Raw genomic sequence first — 19,011 nt, 5'->3', positions numbered from 1 at the left:
GCGCCCTTGTCCTTTTGGACAAGGGCTGTTTCGGCTAACATGTCAGCCCGCGCAGGGTGACGCCGATGGAGCCACGATGAACGACCCGCACCTGAACCTCGACAATTTCTGGATGCCCTTCACCGCGAACCGCCAGTTCAAGGCGAAGCCGCGCATGCTGGTGTCCGCGAAAGACATGCACTACACGTCCGACGACGGCCGCAAGGTGGTCGACGGATGCGCAGGCCTGTGGTGCGTGAATGCCGGCCACAATCGCGACGAAATCGTCTCGGCGATCAAGGCCCAGCTCGACACGCTCGACTTCGCGCCGACGTTCCAGATGGGCCATCCGATGGCGTTCAAGGCAGCCGAGAAGGTCGCCGCGCTGGCCCCGGCCGGCATGAGCAAGGTGTTCTTCGCCAACTCCGGCTCCGAATCGGTCGACAGTGCGCTCAAGATCGCACTGGCCTACCACCGCTCGCGCGGCGAGGGTACGCGCACCAAGTTCATCGGCCGCGAGCGTGGCTACCACGGTGTCGGTTTCGGTGGCATCTCGGTCGGCGGCATCCCGCTCAACCGCAAGATGTTCGGCGGCCAGCTGCTGCCCGGCATCGACCACCTGCCGCACACGCACAACCTGCGCGAGGCGGCGTTCTCGCGCGGCCAGCCGAAATGGGGCTCGCACCTGGCCGAAGACCTCGAGCGCCTCGTCGCGCTGCATGACGCATCCAACATCGCGGCGGTGATCGTCGAGCCGGTGGCGGGTTCCACCGGCGTGCTGCCGCCGCCGGTGGGCTACCTCGAGACGCTGCGCGCCATCTGCGACAAGCACGGCATCCTGCTGATCTTCGACGAGGTCATCTCCGGCTTCGGCAGGCTCGGCACGCCGTTCGCCGCGCAGTACTTCAACGTGACGCCCGACCTGATCTGCTGCGCGAAGGGCATCACCAATGCGACCATCCCGATGGGCGCGGTGATCGCGAAAGACTTCATCTTCGACGCGATGATGAACGGCCCTGAAGGGCTGATCGAACTGTTCCACGGCTACACCTATTCCGGGCATCCGGTGGCCGCTGCGGCGGCGGTGGCGACGCTCGAACTGTACGAGCAGACCGGGCTGTTCGAAGCCTCGCGGCCGATGCATTCGGCGATCGCCGATGCCGCGCACGGCATGCGCGAGCTGCCGAACGTGATCGACGTGCGCAACATCGGCCTGATCGCGGCGATCGAGCTGAAGTCGCGCGAGGGCAAGCCGGGGGCACGCGCCTACGAGGCGATGGTGAAGTGCTTCGAGCGTGGCGTGCTGGTGCGCACCACCGGCGACACCATCGCGCTGTCGCCGCCGCTGATCGTCGAACAGTCGCACCTCGACGAGATCTTCGACACCCTCGGCGACGTGCTGCGCACGATCGACTGAGCAGGCCGCACGCATTTCCATTCCCCGCAGAGCGTCCATGGCCCAGAAGCGTGAACGTAAACTGGCCGTGGGCGCGATCAGCGCCCGGCCGACCCTGACCGGCAACCACCATGCGGTCGCCACCGGTCATTACCTGGCTTCGCTGGCCGCGATGCGCGTGCTCGACCGTGGCGGCAACGCGATCGATGCCGGCGTGACCGCCTCGATGGCGCTGGCCGTCCTGCAGTGCGACATGGTGTCGTTCGCCGGCGTGGCGCCGACGCTGATCTACCTGAAGGAAGAGGGGCGCGTGGTGAGCCTGGCCGGGCTCGGCTACTGGCCAGCCGCCACCGATGTCGGGAAGCTGATCGCGGCAGGCAACGGCAAGCACGTGCCCGAGGGGCTGTTGCGCACCGTGATCCCGGCCGCGCCCGGCACGCATATCGAGGCGCTGCGGCGCTGGGGCACCATCACGTTCGAGGAGGCGGCGACACCGGCGATGGAACTGGCGCGCGACGGCTTCGCGGTATTTCCGCTGCTCGCCAGCAACCTCGAGTATGTCTACGAGCAGAACGCCCGGTGGCCGGACAACCACAAGGTGTTCAACGCGCCGGGCGATCGCGCGCTCCGGCACAACGAGGTGATCCGCCAGACCGATCTCGCGAAGTCGATCGGCGGCATGATCGAGGCCGAGCGCCATGCGCGCGGCGACCGCGACCGCAAGCTGCGTGCGGCGCGAGACTTCTTCTACGACGGCCCGATCGCCGATGCGATCGAGAAGTACCACGTCGAGAACGGCGGCTTCATGCGCCGTTCCGACATGGCGGCCTGGGAAGTGCCGGTCGAGGACAGCCTGCGGGTCGATTACCGCGGCTACCAGGTGCACAGCTGCGATGCCTGGTGCCAGGGCATCGTGCTGCTCGAGTCGCTGAAGATCCTCGACGGCTACGACCTGCGCGCGATCGGACACAATTCGCCCGACTATGTGCATACCGTCGCGGGCGCGCTCAACCTCGCGTTCGCCGACCGCGAGGCCTACGTCAGCGATCCGAAGTTCGTACCGGTGCCATCGGCGACGATGCTCTCCGATGCCTACGCGGCACTGCAGCGCGCGCGCATCGACCCGGCGCACGCGTTCCCGAAGATGCCGGATCCTGGCCCTGTGGGCGAGTTCGCACTGGCGGGATCTCCCGGGCCGAAGGATCCGGTCACGCGCAGCCCCGCGCAGATGTCGATGGATACCATCTACGGCTGCACCGTCGACCGCCACGGCAACGCGTACTCGGCCACGCTGTCCGATCCGCAGTACGATACGCCGATCATCCCCGGTACCGGACTGGCGATCTCCGGGCGTGGCTGCCAGTCGCGGCTCGAGCCGGGGCATGCGGCCGAGGTGAGGCCCGGCAAGCGGCCCCGGCTGACGCCCAATCCGTCCCTTGCCTTCCGCGACGGCGAACTGTTCATGGCCTTTGGTACCCCCGGCGGAGACGTGCAGTCGCAGGGCATGCTGCAGGTGTTTCTGAACGTGGTCGAGTTCGGGATGACGATGCAGCAGGCGGTCGAGGCGCCACGCTTCGCGAGCTACAACTTCCCCAATTCGTTCGCACCCCACGAATATCGACCCGGCCGGCTGGGGCTCGAGACAGACCTGTCACCCGAAGTGTTCGAGGCGATGCGCAGCCGTGGCCATGATGTCGAGACCTGGCCCAGGTGGTCCGCGGTGACCGCGGCCGTCTGCGCGATCATGCGCCACGAGAGCGGGCAACTGCATGCCGGGGCCGATCCCCGGCGCGAGGGTTATGCGCTCGCCTGGTAAGGTGGCCGTGCGCCGCCGCCTCGTGTCCTGTGTGCTGCCGGCCAGCGCCGCCCTGCTGTGGCAGGCCGCGCCGGTGGCTGCCCAGCCGGTGTCCGCCCAGCCGGTCGCGGGCCAGCCGGCGTTCCCCGTGCGGCCGGTGCGGATGATCAATCCGTTCTCCGGCGGCGGCGGCATTGAGCTCACCGCGCGCCAGATGGGCCAGCACCTGTCCGAGCGTTGGGGGCAGCCGGTCATCGTCGACAACCGGCCCGGTGCCGCGACCATCGTCGCCACCGAGATCGCGGCCAAGGCAGCGCCCGACGGCCACACGCTGCTGCTGATCACGACTACATTCGCGATCAACCCCAGCCTGTACGGCAAGCTCCCGTACGATCCGGTGCGCGACTTCACGCCACTGATCCAGCTCACGGCCCAGCCGAACATCGTGGTGGTCAGCGCCAGCTCGCCGATCCTTACGGTGAAGGACCTGCTGGCCGCCGCCCGCGCCAAACCGGGCGAGCTGACTTTCGCATCGCCCGGCGCAGGTTCTGCGCCTCACCTGTCGGCCGAACAACTGCGCGCGATGGCGAAGATCGACATGATCCACGTGCCCTACAAGGGCATTCCGCCGGCGATCACCGACCTGCTCGGGGGGCGCATCACGATGCTGTTCACCACCGCGCTGTCGGCTGCGCCGCAGATGAAGGCGGGCAAGATACGCGCGATCGCCGTCACCAGCGCACAGCGCAACCGGATGCTGCCCGATGTGCCTGCGATGGCAGAGACGCTCCCGGGCTATGATCTCAACGCCCTGCAGGGTATCGTGGTTCGTGCCGGTACGCCGCGCGCGATCGTCGACCGGCTCGGGCGCGATCTGCGGGAGGTGGTGGCGATGCCCGACGTGCGCGCCCGTCTCGAGTCCGAGGGTGCCGACGTCATCGCCAGCACGCCCGAGCAGTTCGCCGCCGCGCTGCGGCGCGAGACGGCTACCTGGTCGCAGATCGTCAAGCAATCCGGGGCGAAGCCGGAGTAGATTGCGGCGCAGTCTGTCGCGGTGCGGGATAATCGGGGCAGTCCAACCCTGCGGAGCCACCGATATGCCCCTCGCACAGATCTACATGGCCCCTGGCCGTACCGATGAACAGAAGGCACAGCTGATCGAGCGCGTCACTCAGGCCTTCACCGAAACCGTCGGCGTGCCCGCCGATTCGGTCTGGATCACCATCCAGGAAGTCCCGCGCACGCAGTGGGGCGTGGCCGGCCAGACCCTGGCCGCGAAGAAGTGACCCGATGAACCTCGATCGAGTCGGTTACGGCAGGAAGCTTCCGGAAGAGTTCAACGTGATCATCGAGATTCCGATGAACTCGGATCCGGTGAAGTACGAGGTAGACAAGGAGACCGGTGCGATGTTCGTCGACCGCTTCATGTCGACGCCGATGCGCTACCCGTGCAACTACGGCTACATACCCCATACGCTGTGCGGCGATGGCGATCCGGTCGATGTGCTGGTGCTGAGCCCGTATCCGCTGATCAGCGGCGTGGTCGTGCGCTGCCGTCCGGTAGGCATGTTGAAGATGACCGACGAGGCCGGCGAAGACACCAAGCTTCTGGCCGTGCCCATCGACAAGGTTTGCACGCTCTATGCCGGGGTCAGTGAGCCAGCCGACGTCGCGCCCCTCGTGCTTGCGCAGGTCGCTCACTTCTTCGAGCACTACAAGGACCTGGAACCCGGCAAGTGGGTGCGCATCGACGGCTGGGAAGGTTCCGACGCGGCGAAGGCCGAGATCACGGCCGGTGTGCGCCGATTCGACGAGGCGAAGAGCAAGCCTGCATTCTGAGTATGGCTTGCTGCGGCGCAACTAAAAGTCGTACGCACACCAATGACGAACACGATGGTGCCTAGACGAAATATGGTTTCGTGTTGAACGCTGCTGCGCAGCATTCCGTTTCTCGCCCCTTGCCGGTGCGTGACCGCGTACGGAAACAGATTGTTTTCGCAGGATGCCGGGAGTAGGATTCATTCCGCTTCGGGGCTACCGCTGGCGAAGTGCAGGGCGACTCAGCAATCATCGTCCTCCCAGCGCAACGGCAGGGCACCCGAAGGCAAGGTCAGCAGGAGGAGGTCGTTGGAGAGAAGAAGGTGCACGCAGTTGCGCCGAACATGTGAGACGCAGCGCGCCCAGTTGTCACAGTAGTCAAAACAACGGATTGATGGCGAGCGACGCGGCGATTGACGTGATGCAGGCAAACCCGGGGGGGCCGAAAGGCCCCCCCGTCGTTTTGGTGCCTGCCCCCCGCGGCGCGATCGACTAAACTCCACGCCTCACGAAGGTCAACCGGGGGAGTAAGGACAATGGCGATCAGCGGCAACCTGGGCGGGGGCTCGTCACCGAGCCGTGAGCTGGCATTCAACATGAAGCTGCTCGGTGCGCACGAACTCAACGGCAACGGCAACGTCGGCGAGGGCATCAGCATCCAGAAGACGCGCGACGGCCGCCGCATCCTCTGGGTCGCGCACGAATCGGCGCCGACCAACTTCACCGGCATCGACGTCACCGACCCGCGCAAGCCGACGGTGGTGATCCAGACCCAGCTCCCGCATTCGCGGGTGCGTTCGAACTCGCTCGACGTGGTGGGCGACGTGATGTGCGTGGCCTACCAGACCCGCGATCTCGGTGCAAAGCCAGCCGGCTTCGAACTGTTCGACATCAGCAAGCCGGAGGCGCCGAAGTCGATCAGTTTCTTCGACTGCTCGGGTCCGCACTCGCGCGGCGTGCACATGGTGTGGTTCGTCGACGGCCAGACGGTACACATCTCCTCGGGTGCCGAAGACTTCGAGCCCAACGACCCGCGCGACGACCAGATCTACCGCATCATCGACGTGAGCAACCTGTCCAAACCGACCGAGGTCGGCCGCTGGTGGGCGCCAGGCACGAAGAAGGGCGACCATGAGACGTGGCGTACCGAGCCGGGCGGCAAGGAACTTGGCCGCGTCGGTTACCGGGTGCACAACACCTGCGTGTGGCCGCAGCGCCCCGACCGCGCCTACCTCGGCTACATCGACTACGGCGCGGTGATCCTCGACATCAGCGACCGCACCAGGCCTACGATGGTGTCGCGCTGGACGCATCGTCCGTCCTTCCACCACTCGCTGATGCCGCTGTTCAGCCGCGACCTGATGGTGATGAGCGACGAGAGCACCGTGGACGGCGCAAAGGACTGGCCGATGCTGGTGTACATGCTCGACGTGAAGGACGAGCGCTACCCGACCTCGATCAGCACGCTGCCGATGCCGCCGGTCGAGACGTTCAGCAAGCGCGGCGGCCGCTTCGGCGCGCACAACGTGCACGACAACGTCCCGGTAGAGACCTCGCACTGCTCCGAAGAGATCATCTACTGCGCGATGTTCAACGGCGGCGTGCGCATCTACGACACGAAGAACCCGTATCAGCCCCAGGAGATCGGCTACTACGTACCGGCTGCCCCGGCGCTGTCGCCGGCCGGTGCCGCGCAGATGAACGACATCTGGGTCGACGAGAACCGGCTGGTCTACACGGTCGACCGGCTCGCCGGTGGCATCTACATCCTCGAGACGACGTTCTAGGAGCGGCGGCATGAACGCAGCGGCGAAGATACCGGTGTCGGTGATCACCGGTTTCCTCGGCAGCGGCAAGACCACGCTGCTGGGCAAGCTGCTGCGTCATCCGGGGATGAACCGGGTCGCGGTGATCATCAACGAGTTCGGCGAACAGTCGATAGACCACGACCTGGTGCAGACCTCGAGCGAGCAGATGATGGTGCTCGACAACGGCTGCCTGTGCTGCCGGGTGCGCGGCGACCTGCAGGAGACCCTGGTCGATCTGTGGATGAAGCGCCGTAACGGCGAGACGATCGACTTCAACCGGGTGGTGATCGAGACCACCGGCCTGGCCGATCCGGCGCCGGTGATCCACACGATGATCACCGACACCTCGGTGTGCAACACCTATACGCTCGACGCGATCATCACGCTGGTCGATGCGGTCAACGGCAACGAACAGCTCGACACGCTGGAAGAGCCGGTCAAGCAGGCCGCCGTGGCCGACCGGCTGGTGATCACCAAGACCGACCTGGCCGACCCGGCCGAGGTCGAACGGCTGGAAGCACGGCTGCGCGAACTCAACCCGCATGCGGCGATCGTCCGCTGCGTGATGGGCGACCTCGATCCCTCGTTCCTGGTCGATGTCGGCGTGCGCCATCGCGAGGCGTCAGAGAAGGCGATCGAGAACTGGCTGGGCAGCGAATCGTTCGCGCCGGTCGTGGGCGCGGGGGCGGCCTCTGCCATTCCTGGTGGCCGGCTGGTGGGCGGTGCGCCGCCGCGCAAGCTGCCCAAGGGACAGCATACGGCGGGCGTCGATTCGTTCTGTCTGTACTACGACAAGCCGTTCTCGTGGAAGACATTCTCGGTCGCGATGGAGGTGCTGACCTCGCTGCGCGGGCCCGACCTGCTGCGGGTGAAGGGCCTGCTCGACATCGAGGGTGAACCCGGCCCGGTGGTGGTGCAGGGTGTGCAGCACCTGTTTCATCCGCCGGTCACGCTCGATGCGTGGCCGAGCGACGACCATCGCAGCCGGCTGGTGTTCATCACGCGCAACATCCCGCGCGCGATGATCGAGAACCTGGTCGGCGCGATCCTTGCGACGGCGGCCTCGGCACTCGCCGTACCGGCTGGAGCCGACGCGTCCCTGGCATCGTGAGCGCGGCACCGCGAGACCAGCCGCTGCCTCGGCCGCCACCGGAGCGCATCGCGCTCCACGGTCGCTACGTGCGCCTGGAGCCGGTCGACGATGCCGTGCACTGAGACGCGCTCGCGACCGAGGCGCAGTTTCTGTTCGCGCAGTACGTGTTCGACGCACTCGGCTATCGCCGCTACAAGTGGAAATACGACAACCACAACGAGCCGTCGAAGCGCGCGGCCCTGCACTTCGGCTTCAAGCCCGAGGGCGTGTTCCGCCAGCACATGGCGATCAAGGGCGAGAACCGGGACAACGCCTGTTTCGCGATGCTCGACCACGAGTGGCCGGTACTGAAGGCCGGTTACCTGCGCTGGCTCGCGTCGGACAACTTCGCCGCAGACGGACGGCAGTGCCGGCCGCTCGGCACCTGCCTCGGCAACTGAGCGAAAACAATCCGGGTCTGACCCCGGGGTCAGACCCCGGGGTCAGACCCCAAAGTCAGGCAGGCGTCGGGTAGCCCGTGTCTGACCCGGGTTTCTGGTCAGAAGCCGACGGCCTGGCCGTCGCAGCGGGGCTCTGAACCTGCGCAGTAGCCGTCGTCGAGCTTCTGGATGATCTGCGCACGCCCGTAATCGGTCGAGCCGCGGTCGGTGACGGTGATCTGGTGGCCGCGCCTGCGCAGGTCTTCAACGACTTCGGCCGGGAAGGAATGCTCCAGCGCGACCTTGAGGCCGTCGTCGACGCGCCAGCGTGGGCCGTCGGCCATCGCCTGCGGGTTCTGGCCATAGTCGGCAGCGCGCAGCACCATCTGGGAGTGACCCTGGGCCTGCATCGAGCCGCCCATCACGCCGAAACTCATCGCCGGCTTGCCGTCCTTCGTGATGAAGCCTGGGATGATCGTGTGGAAAGGGCGCTTGCGCGGCCCGACTTCGTTGGCATGGCCCTTGACGAGCTTGAAGCCCCAGCCACGATTCTGCAGGCTGATGCCGGTGCCCGGTACCACCACGCCCGAGCCGAAGCCCTTGAAGTTCGACTGGATGAACGACACCATCATCCCCGAGGCATCGGCTGCGGTCAGGTACACGGTGCCGCCGCGCGGCAGGTCGCCATGGCCCGGATCCTTCGCGCGGGTCATGTCGATCAGGCGGCTGCGCTCCTGCAGGTAGACCGAGTCGAGCATCTGCTCGGGCGTGACCCGCATTGCCGCCGGGTCGGCCGCATACTGGTACATGTCGGCGAAGGCGAGCTTCATCGCCTCGATCTGCATGTGTACATGGTCGGCCGAGTCGCAGGCGAACTGCCCGGGGTTCAGGTAGCCCAGGATACCCAGCGAGATCAGCGCGCCGATGCCCTGGCCGCTCGGCGGGATCTCGTGCAGTCGGTAGCCCTTGTAGTCCATGTGGATCGGCTCGACCCAGTTCGCCTCGTGCGCGGCGAGGTCGGAGACATCCATCACGCCGCCGTTCTGCTTGATCCAGGCGGTGATCTTCTCCGCGAGTTCGCCGCGGTAGTAGGCCTCGCCTCCGGTCTTGCCGATCAACTCGAGCGTGCGCGCCTGGTCCGGGTAGCGGAACAGTTCGCCAGCCTTGGGCGCACGGCCGTTCGGCATGAAGCCGTCCTTCCAGCCGGGGTAGGTCTGGAGTTCATCGACCGACTGCGCCCACAGCTTCGCGATGGTCGGGGTGACCAGGTAGCCGTCGCGCGCGTAGCGGATCGCCGGCTCGAGGATGTCGGCGAACGGCAGCTTGCCCCACTTGTCGTGCAGCATCTTCCAGGCCGAGATGCAGCCCGGTACGGTGATCGCATCGACGCCCCGCTCCGGCATCTTGCCGTTGTACTTCTCGAAGTACTTCGGTGTCCATGCAGCCGGCGAGCGCCCCGAGGCGTTCAGGCCGTGCAGTTTGTCGCCGTCCCAGACGAGCGCGAAGGCGTCGGACCCGAGGCCGTTGCTGCACGGCTCGACCACGGTCAGCGTCGCCGCGGTGGCGATGATCGCGTCCACGGCCGAGCCGCCGCGCGCGAGCATCTGCAGGCCGGCCTGGGCGGCGAGCGGCTGCGAGGTGGACACGATGTTGCGCGCGAACACCGGGCTGCGCTGCGACGCGTACGGGAGGTGGGGATCGATATGGCCCATGGAAGGCTCCTGCATGGAAGGGCAGCGTGCACGGGACAGGCCTGCCGGGAGGCGAATGATACACCGCAGCCTCCGGCTTCCCTGGGCCTGGAAAGGCCCAGCGGGCGGGGTGGTGAGATCCCGGATCCGCTCCTGCGACTGCGGCTAGTTCGCCGCGCGCTGTTGCGGTTGCGGCTGCCGTTGAGGGGTCGCCGCTGCGCTGAGCGCGGTGAAGTCGTCGGCGTAGGCCTGCAGTCGGTCCATCGCATTGCGGCGCTGTGCCGGTGTGAGCAGGCGGTCGATGTCGGTAAAGAGCTGCGCGCGCTGTTCGGCTGCCGCCTGGGCGCTGCGGGCGGTCTGCGGGTCGCGACCGCGTTCCCAGTTCGGTGCCCACTGCCGCAGCCATGCCGCCATTTCGGCACGGCTGCGGCCCGACTGCAGCGCCGCAATCAGTTCGCGCTGCCGCCGCTGCCGTTCCGCGAAACGCTGGTCGTTCGTGAGGGGGAGTGCATCGGACAGCTCGGTCACGCGCTCGATCTGGTCGCGGCCAAGCTTGCCGGTCAACCGCTCGACCTGCGAGACCAGGCGCTCGGCGCGCAGCTTCTGCTGTTCCGCAACCGGCCGCCCGATGCCCCAGGACTGCGCCAGTTTCCGGTTCGCGCGGGCGAACGCGCGTTCGAGCCCCTTTACCTGCTCGGGCGTGAGCGACAGCATCAGGTCGGCTGCATCGCCTGCACCCTGTTCGATCAGTGCCTCGAGCCGCCCGCGGCTATGCGCGATGATCCAGTCGACATCCGCGCGCGTCAGGCCGTCCTCGATCCGGGTACGTGCCTCGCGTGCCAGCCGCGCGTACTCGGGCAACTGCTCGCGTCGGTGCCAGTCGTGCATCTCCCGGAACCGCCGTCCGAACAGATCGCGCTGGTGCGGTTCGAACTCGACGTAGTCGGACAGCGACCAGTTGACCAGGAGCTCGGCCTGGTTGTAACCGAGCCGCAAGCCCGATGAACAACCTGCTGCCAGCAGCAGGGCCAGCAGCGCGAAAAGCAGGCCGCGCAACCGGCCAGGGCCTGCCGCACGGGACGTGCCCGGGACGGTGCTCATGCCGCGGCGATCGCCTGCGCGATCCGGCGCGCCAGGGCAGCGTCCGGTGCAGGCCGATCGGTGGTGATGGAGGCCGCGTCGAAGTTGTCCGCGAGGTGTGCAGCGTCGCCGGTTGCGGGGATCACGCAGGTCACGGCCGGATGCGCGATCACGAACGCCAGTGCCAGCTGCGCCCAGCTCCGGTAGCCTGCACGGGGCGCCCACGCCGGCAGCGGGCAGCCTTGCGTGCGGCGCACCAGTTCGCCCTGACCGAGTGGCCGGTTCACCAGCACTGCAGTCCCGGTGTCGACTGCTGCAGGCAGCAGCCGCTGTTCGGCTTCGCGGTCGAGCGCGTGGTAATTGAACTGCACGAAATCGACAGGCCGGGTACGCATCACCTTCTCAAGCGCCGCAAACGCACCGCCGTGGTAGTGCGTGATGCCGATGTAGCGGATGCGGCCTTCCTGTTTCCAGGCCTCGAGCGTAGCCAGGTGGGTATCGACATCGACCAGGTTGTGAACCTGCATGAGGTCGATGCGCGGCGCTCGCAGCCGCTGCATCGAACGTTCCATCTGGGCGATCCCCGCATGCGCGCCCTGGGTCCAGACCTTGGTCGCGATGAACATGGGGTCTGGGTCGGCGGCACCAGTAACCGCTGCCTGCCCTGCGCGGGCGGTCCTCAGCAGCCCGACCACCGATTCCGAGTTGCCGTACATGGGCGACGAATCGACGACCCGGCCGCCGCGGCGGTCGAACAGTTCGATCACGTCCTGCAGACCATCGACTGCGGAAGACCGCGGCGGCACGTCGAACGCACCGAACGTGCCCAGCCCGAGTACCGGCAGGCGCTCGCCCGAGGACGGGATCGTACGTTCGATCAGTGTCGTGGCCATGCAGGCGCGCTCGCGAGCAGGGGTTGCGGAACCCTCGAGTCTAGGCGAGCCGGGCCGGTGCGAACAGCCGGATGCGTCCGTCCTGCCCCGCGCTCAGCGCTTGGTGAACTGGCTGGCACCGAACATGATGTCGCGCTGCTTGTCGTCGATCGGGGCGGTGTGCACGTCGGCCAGCACCTGCAGCGCACGCTTGACCGCCGGACGGGCGTCGATCGCGTCGAACCATCGTTTCACGTTCGGGTATTCGTCGATGTTCACGCCGCGCTTCTCGGAGCCGCGCATCCACGGGAAGATGGCGATGTCGGCGATCGTGTACTCGGCGCCGCCGACGTACGGCACCTCCGACAGGCGCTTGTCCAGCACCCGGGTCAGCCGGTTCGACTCGTTGGTGTAGCGCTCGATCGGGTACGGTTGCGGTTCCTTGGCGTACGAGCGGAAGTGGTTGGCCTGGCCGAACATCGGGCCGACGCCGCCCATCTGCCACATCAGCCACTGCAGCATGATGTATCGCTCGCGGTCGGCTGCCGGCATAAGCTTGCCGGTCTTGCCGGCCAGGTAGATCAGCATCGCGCCGGATTCGAACAGCGAGATCGGCTGGCCGTCGGGGCCGTCGCTGTCGACCATCGCCGGGATGCGGTTGTTCGGGCTGATCGCCAGGAACGCGGGCTTGAACTGGTCACCGGTCCGGATGTTGACCGGGTGCACGTTGTACGCGAGCCCCATCTCTTCGAGCGCGATGTGGATCTTGTGACCGTTCGGGGTAGGCCAGGTGTAGAGATCGATCATGTCGGGTCCTCGGTGGTTGGGTACACTGCTTCTCGCGGATGACTGCACTCAGGTTAGCGCAAGTATGAAGCAGGGCGAGCCGCGCTGGTGGCTGCTGCCGCCCGTGTTCGGTAACGGCTTCGCGGTGCTGCGGCTCAGGCTGTTCCGGACACTCAGGTCACCGGAGGAGGAGAAACGATGAAACTCGTCGATTGTGCACGGGTGATACGCAGCAAGAACGCAGGCCCGACCACGCTCACGCTCGACCTCATGTTCGAGGGCGACCGCCGGTTCCGGCTTGCTCAGGCCTCGCCGGCGCTCACGCCCGCGGCACTCGCGCCGCTGTATGGCGTGCCGGCGGCCAGCGTCCAGGTGATCGCGTATGCGCCCGCCTTCGCGATCAAGATCGTGCTGCCGCGTACCACCATTGCCGGCGATCCGGGCGACCGCGACGTGTACGGCGCGCAGCAGCACGGCCCGCTGCTCGGGGTGCGATTGTGAGCCGCGTCACGCACCTCGACCGGCTGCGCGACCGGCTGGTGAAGGGTGGTCGACGCGCGCCGTTCCTGGCGCTGTCCGGCTCCGGCCAGCTCGGCAACGGCGTGCTCGAGAAGGCGTTTCGCGCCGGTCTCGAGCGGCGCCCGCATTCGATCGGCGCCGACATGGGCTCGGTCGACCCCGGCCCGAACTACCTGGGCAGCGGCCGGATGGCGGCCTCCGACACCATCGCGCGCCAGGACCTGGCGCTGCTGCTCGAAGGCGCGCGCGCGCACGACATCCCGCTGCTGGTCGGCTCGGCCGGCACTGCGGGCGCGCGCCCGCACCTCGAACACACGCTCGAGCTGGTGCGCTCGATCGCGCGCGAACGCGGGCTGCACTTCCGGCTGGCGTCGATCGCCGCCGACATGCCGCGCGAGGTGGTGAAGACGGCGATCCGGCGCGGCGAGGTGACATCGATCGGCGCGATCGGGGCACTGACCGAGGCCGATGTCGACGCTGCCTCGCACCTGGTCGGGCAGATGGGCATCGAGGCGTTCCAGCGCGCGCTGGCGATGGGTGCCGACGTGGTGATCGCGGGGCGCGCCTGCGACACCGCCGTGTTCTCCGCCATCCCGGCGGCGCTCGGCTATCCGATCGGCCCGGCGATGCACATGGCGAAGATCATCGAGTGCTGCTCGATCGCCTGCATGCCCGGCGGCCGTGATGCGGCACTCGGCACGCTGGACGATCTCGGTTTCACGATGGAGAGCCTGAACCCGGCGCGCCATGCAACGCCCCTGTCGGTGGCTGCGCACAGCCTGTATGAGCAGGCCGATCCGTACACGGTGAGCGAACCCGAAGGCACGCTGCATGTCGAAGACGCGCGCTATACCGCGCTCGACGAGCATCGCTGCCGGGTAGAGGGCGCGCTCTGGGTGCCGGCCGCACGGCCCTCGGTGAAGATCGAGGGCGCGACCCGCGTCGGCGAACGCGCGCTGCTGCTGGCCGGTTGCGCCGATCCGGCCGCCATCGCCCGCATCAAGGTCATCCTGCCCGAGGTCGAGCAGGTGGTGCGCAGCATCGTCGCCGGCGACTACCGCATGTACTTCCGCGTCTATGGCATCGACGGCGTGGTCGACTGGCCACTGCCGCCGGCATCGCCTCCGCGCGAGATCTTCATCCTGGGCGAGGTCATCGCCGACAGCGCAGACCTCGCGAAGGCGGCGACCACGGTGCTCAAGCAGTACCTGCTGCACCACGGCTTTCCGGGGCGGGTGTCCACTGCCGGCAATGTCGCCTTCCCGATCACCCCGCCGGAGGTGCAGGTGGGTACGGCCTACCGCTTCAGCGCCTATCACGTGATGCAGGTCGATGCGCTGGCGCCGCTGTTCCCGGTGGCGATCGAGGATGTCTGAGCGCCCGGCATGCCGGCAACGTCGACCGGGCCTTTCCGGCGAAGATTCATCCAGCGTGTGACGGGCTGCAACATGTTGCGGTCATGATGTCGGCGCTCCGTTCCGCCACCGTGCCGCGCGCTGCGAGGGTCGGTGTCGGGTTTGTATCGCTCGGTGAAGTCTCCGGGAGCCCTGCTTGAAAAGTCTGACTGTCTGGTCGCCCAGGAGCCAGCGCCGTACGCGTGCCGCACGCACGCTGTGTGGCACGCTGGCGCTCGCGTTGCTGCTGCCGTCGCTGCCGCTGCGGGCAGCCCGCCCTTATTTCACCGACGACGCCCGCATCACGCCCGGCGGTGGCTGCCAGGTCGAGTCGTGGGTGCAGCACCACCGGCCGGCCGGCGGTGGCACGGAGTTCTGGGCGTTGCCGGCGTGCAACCCGGGGGGCAACCTCGAGATCACCGCGGGTCTCAACCGGTTGCCGTCCGAAGGTGGCCAGCCGTGGAACGGCAACGCGCTGGTGCAGGTGAAGACGCTGCTGCGCTCGCTGGATACCGGCATCGGCACCGGCTTTGCCGCAGGTGCCACGGCTCGAACCGGCGGCCCCTCGAACGCCTCGTCTCCGTCGGCGCTGTCTTCGGCCTACGCGTACAACGTGACCAGCATCGCCTTCGCTGACGAGGCATTCGTGCTGCTGACGCTGGCCGGCATCAAGCGCGACCGCGAGACGCAGCGGACGATCGCGCTGTGGGGCGTGGGTAGCGAGACGCGGCTGTTCCGCCGCGGTGACCAGGAACTGCTGCTCGCCGCCGAGGTGTACGGCAGCGACCGCGGCAGCCCGTCATGGCAGGGCGGCTTCCGTTTCTGGGTGGTCAAGGAGAAGGTGCAGGTCGATGCGGTGGTTGGCCGCCAGATCGGCAGCCATGACATCGACCGCAGCTGGTGGTCGATCGGCGTTCGCCTGATCGGCGACGGGTTTCTGCGCTGAACGCGGCAGACCGTCAACCAGCCGGACGGTATCCGATGGTGCCGTCGTACTTCGCCAGTTCCTCCGCCGGCATGTAGGCCTCTTCAAGCTTGCGGATTGCGTCCAGGCCCGAGAACCGGTGCAGGTCGCCCACCGGATGGCTGGCGATGCGTTCCATCAGCGCGGCCTCGGCCATCGGGCCTTCGTCGCGCATCGCCACCGCCGCGTCGTACATCGAGGTGAGCGCCGCACGCAGCATCGTGTTCGCGGTGATCGTCATCGCCATGCCGTAGTCGTTCATCTGCTGCAGCGTGAAGCGCGGCGACACGCCGGTCATGTTGTAGAACACCGGCCCGCGCACCTCTCGGCAGATGCGCTCGACCTCCGCCACGGAGGTCGGACCTTCGACGAAGCCGAGGTCGGCGCCGGCATCGAGGTAGGCATTGACCCGGTCGATCGCGTCGTCGAGCGACCCGCCGACGGCGCCGCGCGCATCGCTGCGCGCAATCAGTACGAAGTCCGGGTCCACCTGCCGGCGCACCGCATCGGCCGCGCGGATCTTGCCCACCGCTTCGGCCAGCGGGATCACCTGCCTTCCGGCCACGTGGCCGCAGCGCTTGGGCAGCGACTGGTCCTCCAGGTGGATCGCTGCCACGCCGGTCTGGATGTACTCGCGCACCGTGCGCGTCACGTTCACCGCGTTGCCGTAGCCGTTGTCGGCATCGGCGATGACCGGGATCGACACCGCGTTGGCGATCCACCGGGCATTGGTGTGCATCTCGGTCATCGTCGCGAAGCCGACGTCGGGCATGCCCAGTTGCGCGACCGACGTGCCGTATCCGGTCATGTAAACTGCTTCGAACCCGGTCATCTCGATCACGCGTGCGCTGACGGCGTTGAAGCATCCCGGCACGAACACGGTACGTCCGGCAGCGAGCAGCTGGCGCAGGCGGGTAGTGGCGCGCAGGGCGGGGGCAGCGGACGGGGCGGCAGCATCGGTCATCGGGATCCTCGGCGGGTGTGGGCGGCGTGGCGCGGGCGCTGCGCGCGGCCCTGATTCAAGGGTTCGGCAAGACGACCGAAAGTGTACGTGGCCGGGGCGGTGTCTGCTGCCGGGGCAATCGCGGGTGTGGACATGGGCAGGCGGGTGACCGGTGGCCCGTGACAGGTGACAACTGATGTGGAAGACGATTCGGATAATCGTGCTGCTGTTCATCCTGGCGACCGTCGCGCAGGGTGCCTGGCTCGCCCAGCGCGATGCGACCAGCTGGAAGGATCCGGTGATCGTCGCGCTGTACCCGATCAATGCCGATGGCAGCGAGCGCACGGAACAATATGTCCGGGGCATCGACCTCGAGCGCTTCCAGCCGATGGCAGAGTTCATGCGGGAACAGGCAGCCATCTACGGCGTCGCAGTGAACGATCCGATCGAACTGCGGCTCGCGCCGCGCATCGATGCGCGGCCGCCGCAGCCGCCCGCAGATGGCGGCGTCGTATCCGCGATCGTATGGAGCCTGAGTTTCCGCTTCTGGGCATGGCGCCACGACACCTACACCGGCGCGCGGGCGAACGTGCGCCTGTTCCTGCTCTACCACGACGACCGCCGATCGCCCAGGCTGCCGCACTCGACCGGGCTGGAGAAGGGGCTCATCGGCCTGGTGAACGTGTTCGCGAGCGACGAGATGGCTGGCACCAACAACGTCGTCATCGCGCACGAGATGCTGCACACGCTCGGGGCGACGGACAAGTACGACCTTGCCACCAACCTGCCGCTGTTCCCGGATGGCTATGCCGAGCCGGAACGCATGCCCCGGGTGCCGCAGCAGTTCGCCGAGATCATGGGCGGGCGCATCCCGATCAGTCTGCTGCGCGCCGATCAGCCGGCGGGCTTGCATCAGGTGGTGATCGGCCGGCTGACCGCACGCGAGATCAACTGGATCGCCCCCTGAGCGGATCGCCCGCCGCACGGGCACCGCGTGCCGCGCGTGCAGCCGGGCGCTGTTCAAGGGACAATGGGTCGGTCGAAACGCAGGGCCTCGCCACCATGAAGAAACAGATCGAGTACGTGTCCGAGATGACGCGCTTCATCCGCGAACTGCATGCGCAGAAGCCGCACCTGGCCGAAGAGCAGCGCAAGGCCCGCGCACGCTGGTGGGACCGCGCGGCCGACCCGTCGCTCGGTGCCACCGAACAGAAGGAAGTCGCCGAGGCGAAGATTCGCCAGCAGGCCTACGTCTACCAGACGAAGGGCTGACCAGCCTGCCCGGCACGCCACGCGCCCGTTGCCGCAGCCGCAGCGCCGATCGGGCAGCGTCAATCGAACGACGACCAGCCCGGATCGTCACGGTCGAGCAGCCGGCGCAGCGCAGCGAAGTGAAGCGGTGCCTGCCGCCGATCCTGCACCATCTGCGCCGCGGTGAGCTTCACGATCTCGGCCGGGATGATGCGAGGTGGCTGTCCGGTCCCGCGGCCGAGCACCTGCAGCATGCAGGCACGCTCGAGGTAGTACAGATCGTCGAAGGCCAGCGCCATGTCGGGCCCGCACACGATCACGCCGTGGTTGGCCAGGAACAGGATGTCGGCATCCTGGAACGCGGCTGCCATGCGGTCGCCCTCGGCCGGGTCCATCGCCAGCCCGTTGTATGCGTCTTCGTAGGCGACGCGGCCGTAGAACTTGGTCGACTGCTGGCTTACCCACTCGAGGCGGCCCGGCAGGATGCCGGTGAGCGTGGTCGCATGGGGCATGTGGGTATGCAGCACGACCCGCGCCGACGGCTTGGCCCGGTGGATCCGCGAGTGGATGTAGAAGGCCGTCGGTTCGACCGTGTGCCGGCCTTCGATCAGGTTGCCATCGACGTCGACGGTGACGATGTCGGCGGGTGTCACCTCCAGCCAGTGCAGGCCCTGCGGATTGATCAGGAAGCGGTCGTCGCGGCCGGGCACCGCAATGCTGAAATGGTTGCACACGCCTTCGTGCAGGTTCAGACGGGCGGACCAGCGCAACGCGCAGGTGATGTCGAGCTTTGCTTCCCGGATCGGATCGGTCATGGTGCGGGCGTGTGGTTCGATCCCCGCTACGATACACAGTTCGTCCAGGCGCGTCGCTGACTTGGCTGCCCCCCGGATTGCAAGGTCGGCAGGCCGGGTGCACCATCCGACCTCCTTCTTTCCGGACGAGGAATCGATGGAAGTCGCACGTCATCCCGTCATCTGCGTCCGCGGCTATGCAATGACCGAGGACGAGCGCAACGAGACTGCGGCTGATCCCTTCTGCGGCTTCGACTTCGGCTGCCGCACGGTCTGCGAGAACGGCCTCGATATCCTCGATCCCGACCGGCAGCCGCACACCGGCGCCGATGGCGCGCCCGCGAAGGGGCTGCCGCCGCAGTCGATCGTGATCTGCGGCTCGCGGGGCATGCCATGATCGGGCGTCCGT

Annotated in this window: 19 protein-coding genes and 1 pseudogene; 14 read left to right on the top strand and 6 right to left on the bottom strand. The window is 67.4% G+C overall.

Annotation, left to right across the window (positions count from 1 at the left end; all coding sequences use genetic code 11):
* Positions 1-76 precede the first annotated feature (76 nt).
* The 8 genes and pseudogenes from ING98_19130 to ING98_19095 all read left to right on the top strand — a co-directional run bounded on the left by ING98_19130 (position 77) and on the right by ING98_19095 (position 8,329).
* On the top strand, positions 77-1,396 hold the full coding sequence (locus tag ING98_19130) for an aspartate aminotransferase family protein (GenBank protein ID MCA3103986.1): 1,320 nt from the start codon (positions 77-79) through the stop codon (positions 1,394-1,396).
* 37 nt (positions 1,397-1,433) lie between these two features.
* Positions 1,434-3,191: a gamma-glutamyltransferase gene (locus tag ING98_19125; GenBank protein ID MCA3103985.1), complete on the top strand. Its 1,758-nt coding sequence runs from the start codon at positions 1,434-1,436 to the stop codon at positions 3,189-3,191.
* Positions 3,175-4,203, top strand: a complete 1,029-nt coding sequence (locus ING98_19120) for a tripartite tricarboxylate transporter substrate binding protein (protein MCA3103984.1) — start codon at positions 3,175-3,177, stop codon at positions 4,201-4,203. Before ING98_19125 ends, ING98_19120 begins: the two co-directional genes overlap by 17 nt.
* Before the next feature lie 64 nt (positions 4,204-4,267).
* Positions 4,268-4,456 (top strand): 2-hydroxymuconate tautomerase family protein, encoded by a 189-nt coding sequence (locus ING98_19115; protein MCA3103983.1) that lies wholly within the window; start codon positions 4,268-4,270, stop codon positions 4,454-4,456.
* 4 nt (positions 4,457-4,460) lie between these two features.
* Positions 4,461-5,009 (top strand): inorganic diphosphatase, encoded by a 549-nt coding sequence (gene ppa / locus ING98_19110; GenBank protein ID MCA3103982.1) that lies wholly within the window; start codon positions 4,461-4,463, stop codon positions 5,007-5,009.
* 575 nt (positions 5,010-5,584) lie between these two features.
* Positions 5,585-6,775, top strand: coding sequence for a hypothetical protein (locus tag ING98_19105; GenBank protein ID MCA3103981.1), 1,191 nt, complete (start codon positions 5,585-5,587; stop codon positions 6,773-6,775).
* A 10-nt stretch (positions 6,776-6,785) separates the two neighbouring features.
* The gene (locus tag ING98_19100) at positions 6,786-7,907 is read left to right on the top strand and encodes a GTP-binding protein (protein ID MCA3103980.1); all 1,122 of its coding nucleotides are present in this window, start codon (positions 6,786-6,788) and stop codon (positions 7,905-7,907) included.
* Between the two features lie 23 nt (positions 7,908-7,930).
* Positions 7,931-8,329: pseudogene (locus tag ING98_19095) on the top strand (GNAT family N-acetyltransferase).
* Positions 8,330-8,427: 98 nt separating this feature from the next.
* Here the strand turns inward: ING98_19095 and ING98_19090 are convergent.
* The 4 genes from ING98_19090 to ING98_19075 all read right to left on the bottom strand — a co-directional run bounded on the left by ING98_19090 (position 8,428) and on the right by ING98_19075 (position 12,758).
* The gene (locus tag ING98_19090) at positions 8,428-10,035 is read right to left on the bottom strand and encodes a gamma-glutamyltransferase family protein (protein ID MCA3103979.1); all 1,608 of its coding nucleotides are present in this window, start codon (positions 10,033-10,035) and stop codon (positions 8,428-8,430) included.
* A gap of 129 nt (positions 10,036-10,164) precedes the next feature.
* On the bottom strand, positions 10,165-11,100 hold the full coding sequence (locus ING98_19085; GenBank protein MCA3103978.1) for a hypothetical protein: 936 nt from the start codon (positions 11,098-11,100) through the stop codon (positions 10,165-10,167).
* Positions 11,097-11,960: an aldo/keto reductase gene (locus ING98_19080; protein MCA3103977.1), complete on the bottom strand. Its 864-nt coding sequence runs from the start codon at positions 11,958-11,960 to the stop codon at positions 11,097-11,099. The genes ING98_19085 and ING98_19080 overlap by 4 nt, the downstream gene beginning before the upstream one ends.
* 105 nt (positions 11,961-12,065) lie before the next feature.
* Positions 12,066-12,758, bottom strand: coding sequence for a glutathione S-transferase N-terminal domain-containing protein (locus ING98_19075; GenBank protein ID MCA3103976.1), 693 nt, complete (start codon positions 12,756-12,758; stop codon positions 12,066-12,068).
* A 177-nt stretch (positions 12,759-12,935) separates the two neighbouring features.
* On the opposite strand from ING98_19075, the gene ING98_19070 reads away from it, so the two are divergent.
* The 3 genes from ING98_19070 to ING98_19060 all read left to right on the top strand — a co-directional run bounded on the left by ING98_19070 (position 12,936) and on the right by ING98_19060 (position 15,596).
* A complete protein-coding gene (locus tag ING98_19070) occupies positions 12,936-13,238 on the top strand; it encodes a DUF4387 domain-containing protein (protein ID MCA3103975.1) in 303 nt (100 codons plus the stop codon).
* Between the two features lie 23 nt (positions 13,239-13,261).
* Positions 13,262-14,632, top strand: coding sequence for an acyclic terpene utilization AtuA family protein (locus tag ING98_19065; GenBank protein MCA3103974.1), 1,371 nt, complete (start codon positions 13,262-13,264; stop codon positions 14,630-14,632).
* 175 nt (positions 14,633-14,807) lie between these two features.
* On the top strand, positions 14,808-15,596 hold the full coding sequence (locus ING98_19060) for a hypothetical protein (GenBank protein MCA3103973.1): 789 nt from the start codon (positions 14,808-14,810) through the stop codon (positions 15,594-15,596).
* Positions 15,597-15,609: 13 nt separating this feature from the next.
* Here the strand turns inward: ING98_19060 and ING98_19055 are convergent, their stop codons facing one another.
* Positions 15,610-16,578 (bottom strand): isocitrate lyase/PEP mutase family protein, encoded by a 969-nt coding sequence (locus ING98_19055; GenBank protein ID MCA3103972.1) that lies wholly within the window; start codon positions 16,576-16,578, stop codon positions 15,610-15,612.
* Between the two features lie 175 nt (positions 16,579-16,753).
* Here ING98_19055 and ING98_19050 point away from each other — a divergent pair, with 175 nt between their 5' ends.
* Together ING98_19050 and ING98_19045 are read left to right on the top strand one after the other, a co-directional pair.
* A complete protein-coding gene (locus tag ING98_19050; GenBank protein MCA3103971.1) occupies positions 16,754-17,524 on the top strand; it encodes a hypothetical protein in 771 nt (256 codons plus the stop codon).
* A 95-nt stretch (positions 17,525-17,619) separates the two neighbouring features.
* Positions 17,620-17,829, top strand: a complete 210-nt coding sequence (locus ING98_19045; GenBank protein MCA3103970.1) for a DUF3460 family protein — start codon at positions 17,620-17,622, stop codon at positions 17,827-17,829.
* A gap of 59 nt (positions 17,830-17,888) precedes the next feature.
* Here ING98_19045 and ING98_19040 read toward each other — a convergent pair whose 3' ends face one another.
* Positions 17,889-18,623 (bottom strand): aldolase, encoded by a 735-nt coding sequence (locus tag ING98_19040; GenBank protein MCA3103969.1) that lies wholly within the window; start codon positions 18,621-18,623, stop codon positions 17,889-17,891.
* Positions 18,624-18,759: 136 nt separating this feature from the next.
* On the opposite strand from ING98_19040, the gene ING98_19035 reads away from it, so the two are divergent.
* Entirely contained in the window at positions 18,760-18,999 is a 240-nt protein-coding gene (locus tag ING98_19035; GenBank protein MCA3103968.1) for a hypothetical protein, read from the top strand.
* The last annotated feature ends 12 nt before the right edge of the window (positions 19,000-19,011 follow it).

This window comes from Rhodocyclaceae bacterium (genome assembly GCA_020248265.1).
Lineage (GTDB): Bacteria > Pseudomonadota > Gammaproteobacteria > Burkholderiales > CAIKXV01 > CAIKXV01.
Note: the sequence above shows the minus strand (reverse complement) of the source record. Positions and strands in the feature narration are given on the sequence as shown.

Coding starts and splice junctions, on each gene's coding strand:
- ING98_19040 (MCA3103969.1), bottom strand. CDS start 18,623: ATGACCGATCCGATCCGGGAAGCAAAGCTCGACATCACCTGCGCGTTG.
- ING98_19100 (MCA3103980.1), top strand. CDS start 6,786: ATGAACGCAGCGGCGAAGATACCGGTGTCGGTGATCACCGGTTTCCTC.
- ING98_19120 (MCA3103984.1), top strand. CDS start 3,175: ATGCGCTCGCCTGGTAAGGTGGCCGTGCGCCGCCGCCTCGTGTCCTGT.
- ppa (MCA3103982.1), top strand. CDS start 4,461: ATGAACCTCGATCGAGTCGGTTACGGCAGGAAGCTTCCGGAAGAGTTC.
- ING98_19070 (MCA3103975.1), top strand. CDS start 12,936: ATGAAACTCGTCGATTGTGCACGGGTGATACGCAGCAAGAACGCAGGC.
- ING98_19075 (MCA3103976.1), bottom strand. CDS start 12,758: ATGATCGATCTCTACACCTGGCCTACCCCGAACGGTCACAAGATCCAC.
- ING98_19055 (MCA3103972.1), bottom strand. CDS start 16,578: ATGACCGATGCTGCCGCCCCGTCCGCTGCCCCCGCCCTGCGCGCCACT.
- ING98_19035 (MCA3103968.1), top strand. CDS start 18,760: ATGGAAGTCGCACGTCATCCCGTCATCTGCGTCCGCGGCTATGCAATG.
- ING98_19130 (MCA3103986.1), top strand. CDS start 77: ATGAACGACCCGCACCTGAACCTCGACAATTTCTGGATGCCCTTCACC.
- ING98_19050 (MCA3103971.1), top strand. CDS start 16,754: ATGTGGAAGACGATTCGGATAATCGTGCTGCTGTTCATCCTGGCGACC.
- ING98_19105 (MCA3103981.1), top strand. CDS start 5,585: ATGAAGCTGCTCGGTGCGCACGAACTCAACGGCAACGGCAACGTCGGC.
- ING98_19090 (MCA3103979.1), bottom strand. CDS start 10,035: ATGCAGGAGCCTTCCATGGGCCATATCGATCCCCACCTCCCGTACGCG.
- ING98_19085 (MCA3103978.1), bottom strand. CDS start 11,100: ATGAGCACCGTCCCGGGCACGTCCCGTGCGGCAGGCCCTGGCCGGTTG.
- ING98_19115 (MCA3103983.1), top strand. CDS start 4,268: ATGCCCCTCGCACAGATCTACATGGCCCCTGGCCGTACCGATGAACAG.
- ING98_19045 (MCA3103970.1), top strand. CDS start 17,620: ATGAAGAAACAGATCGAGTACGTGTCCGAGATGACGCGCTTCATCCGC.
- ING98_19125 (MCA3103985.1), top strand. CDS start 1,434: ATGGCCCAGAAGCGTGAACGTAAACTGGCCGTGGGCGCGATCAGCGCC.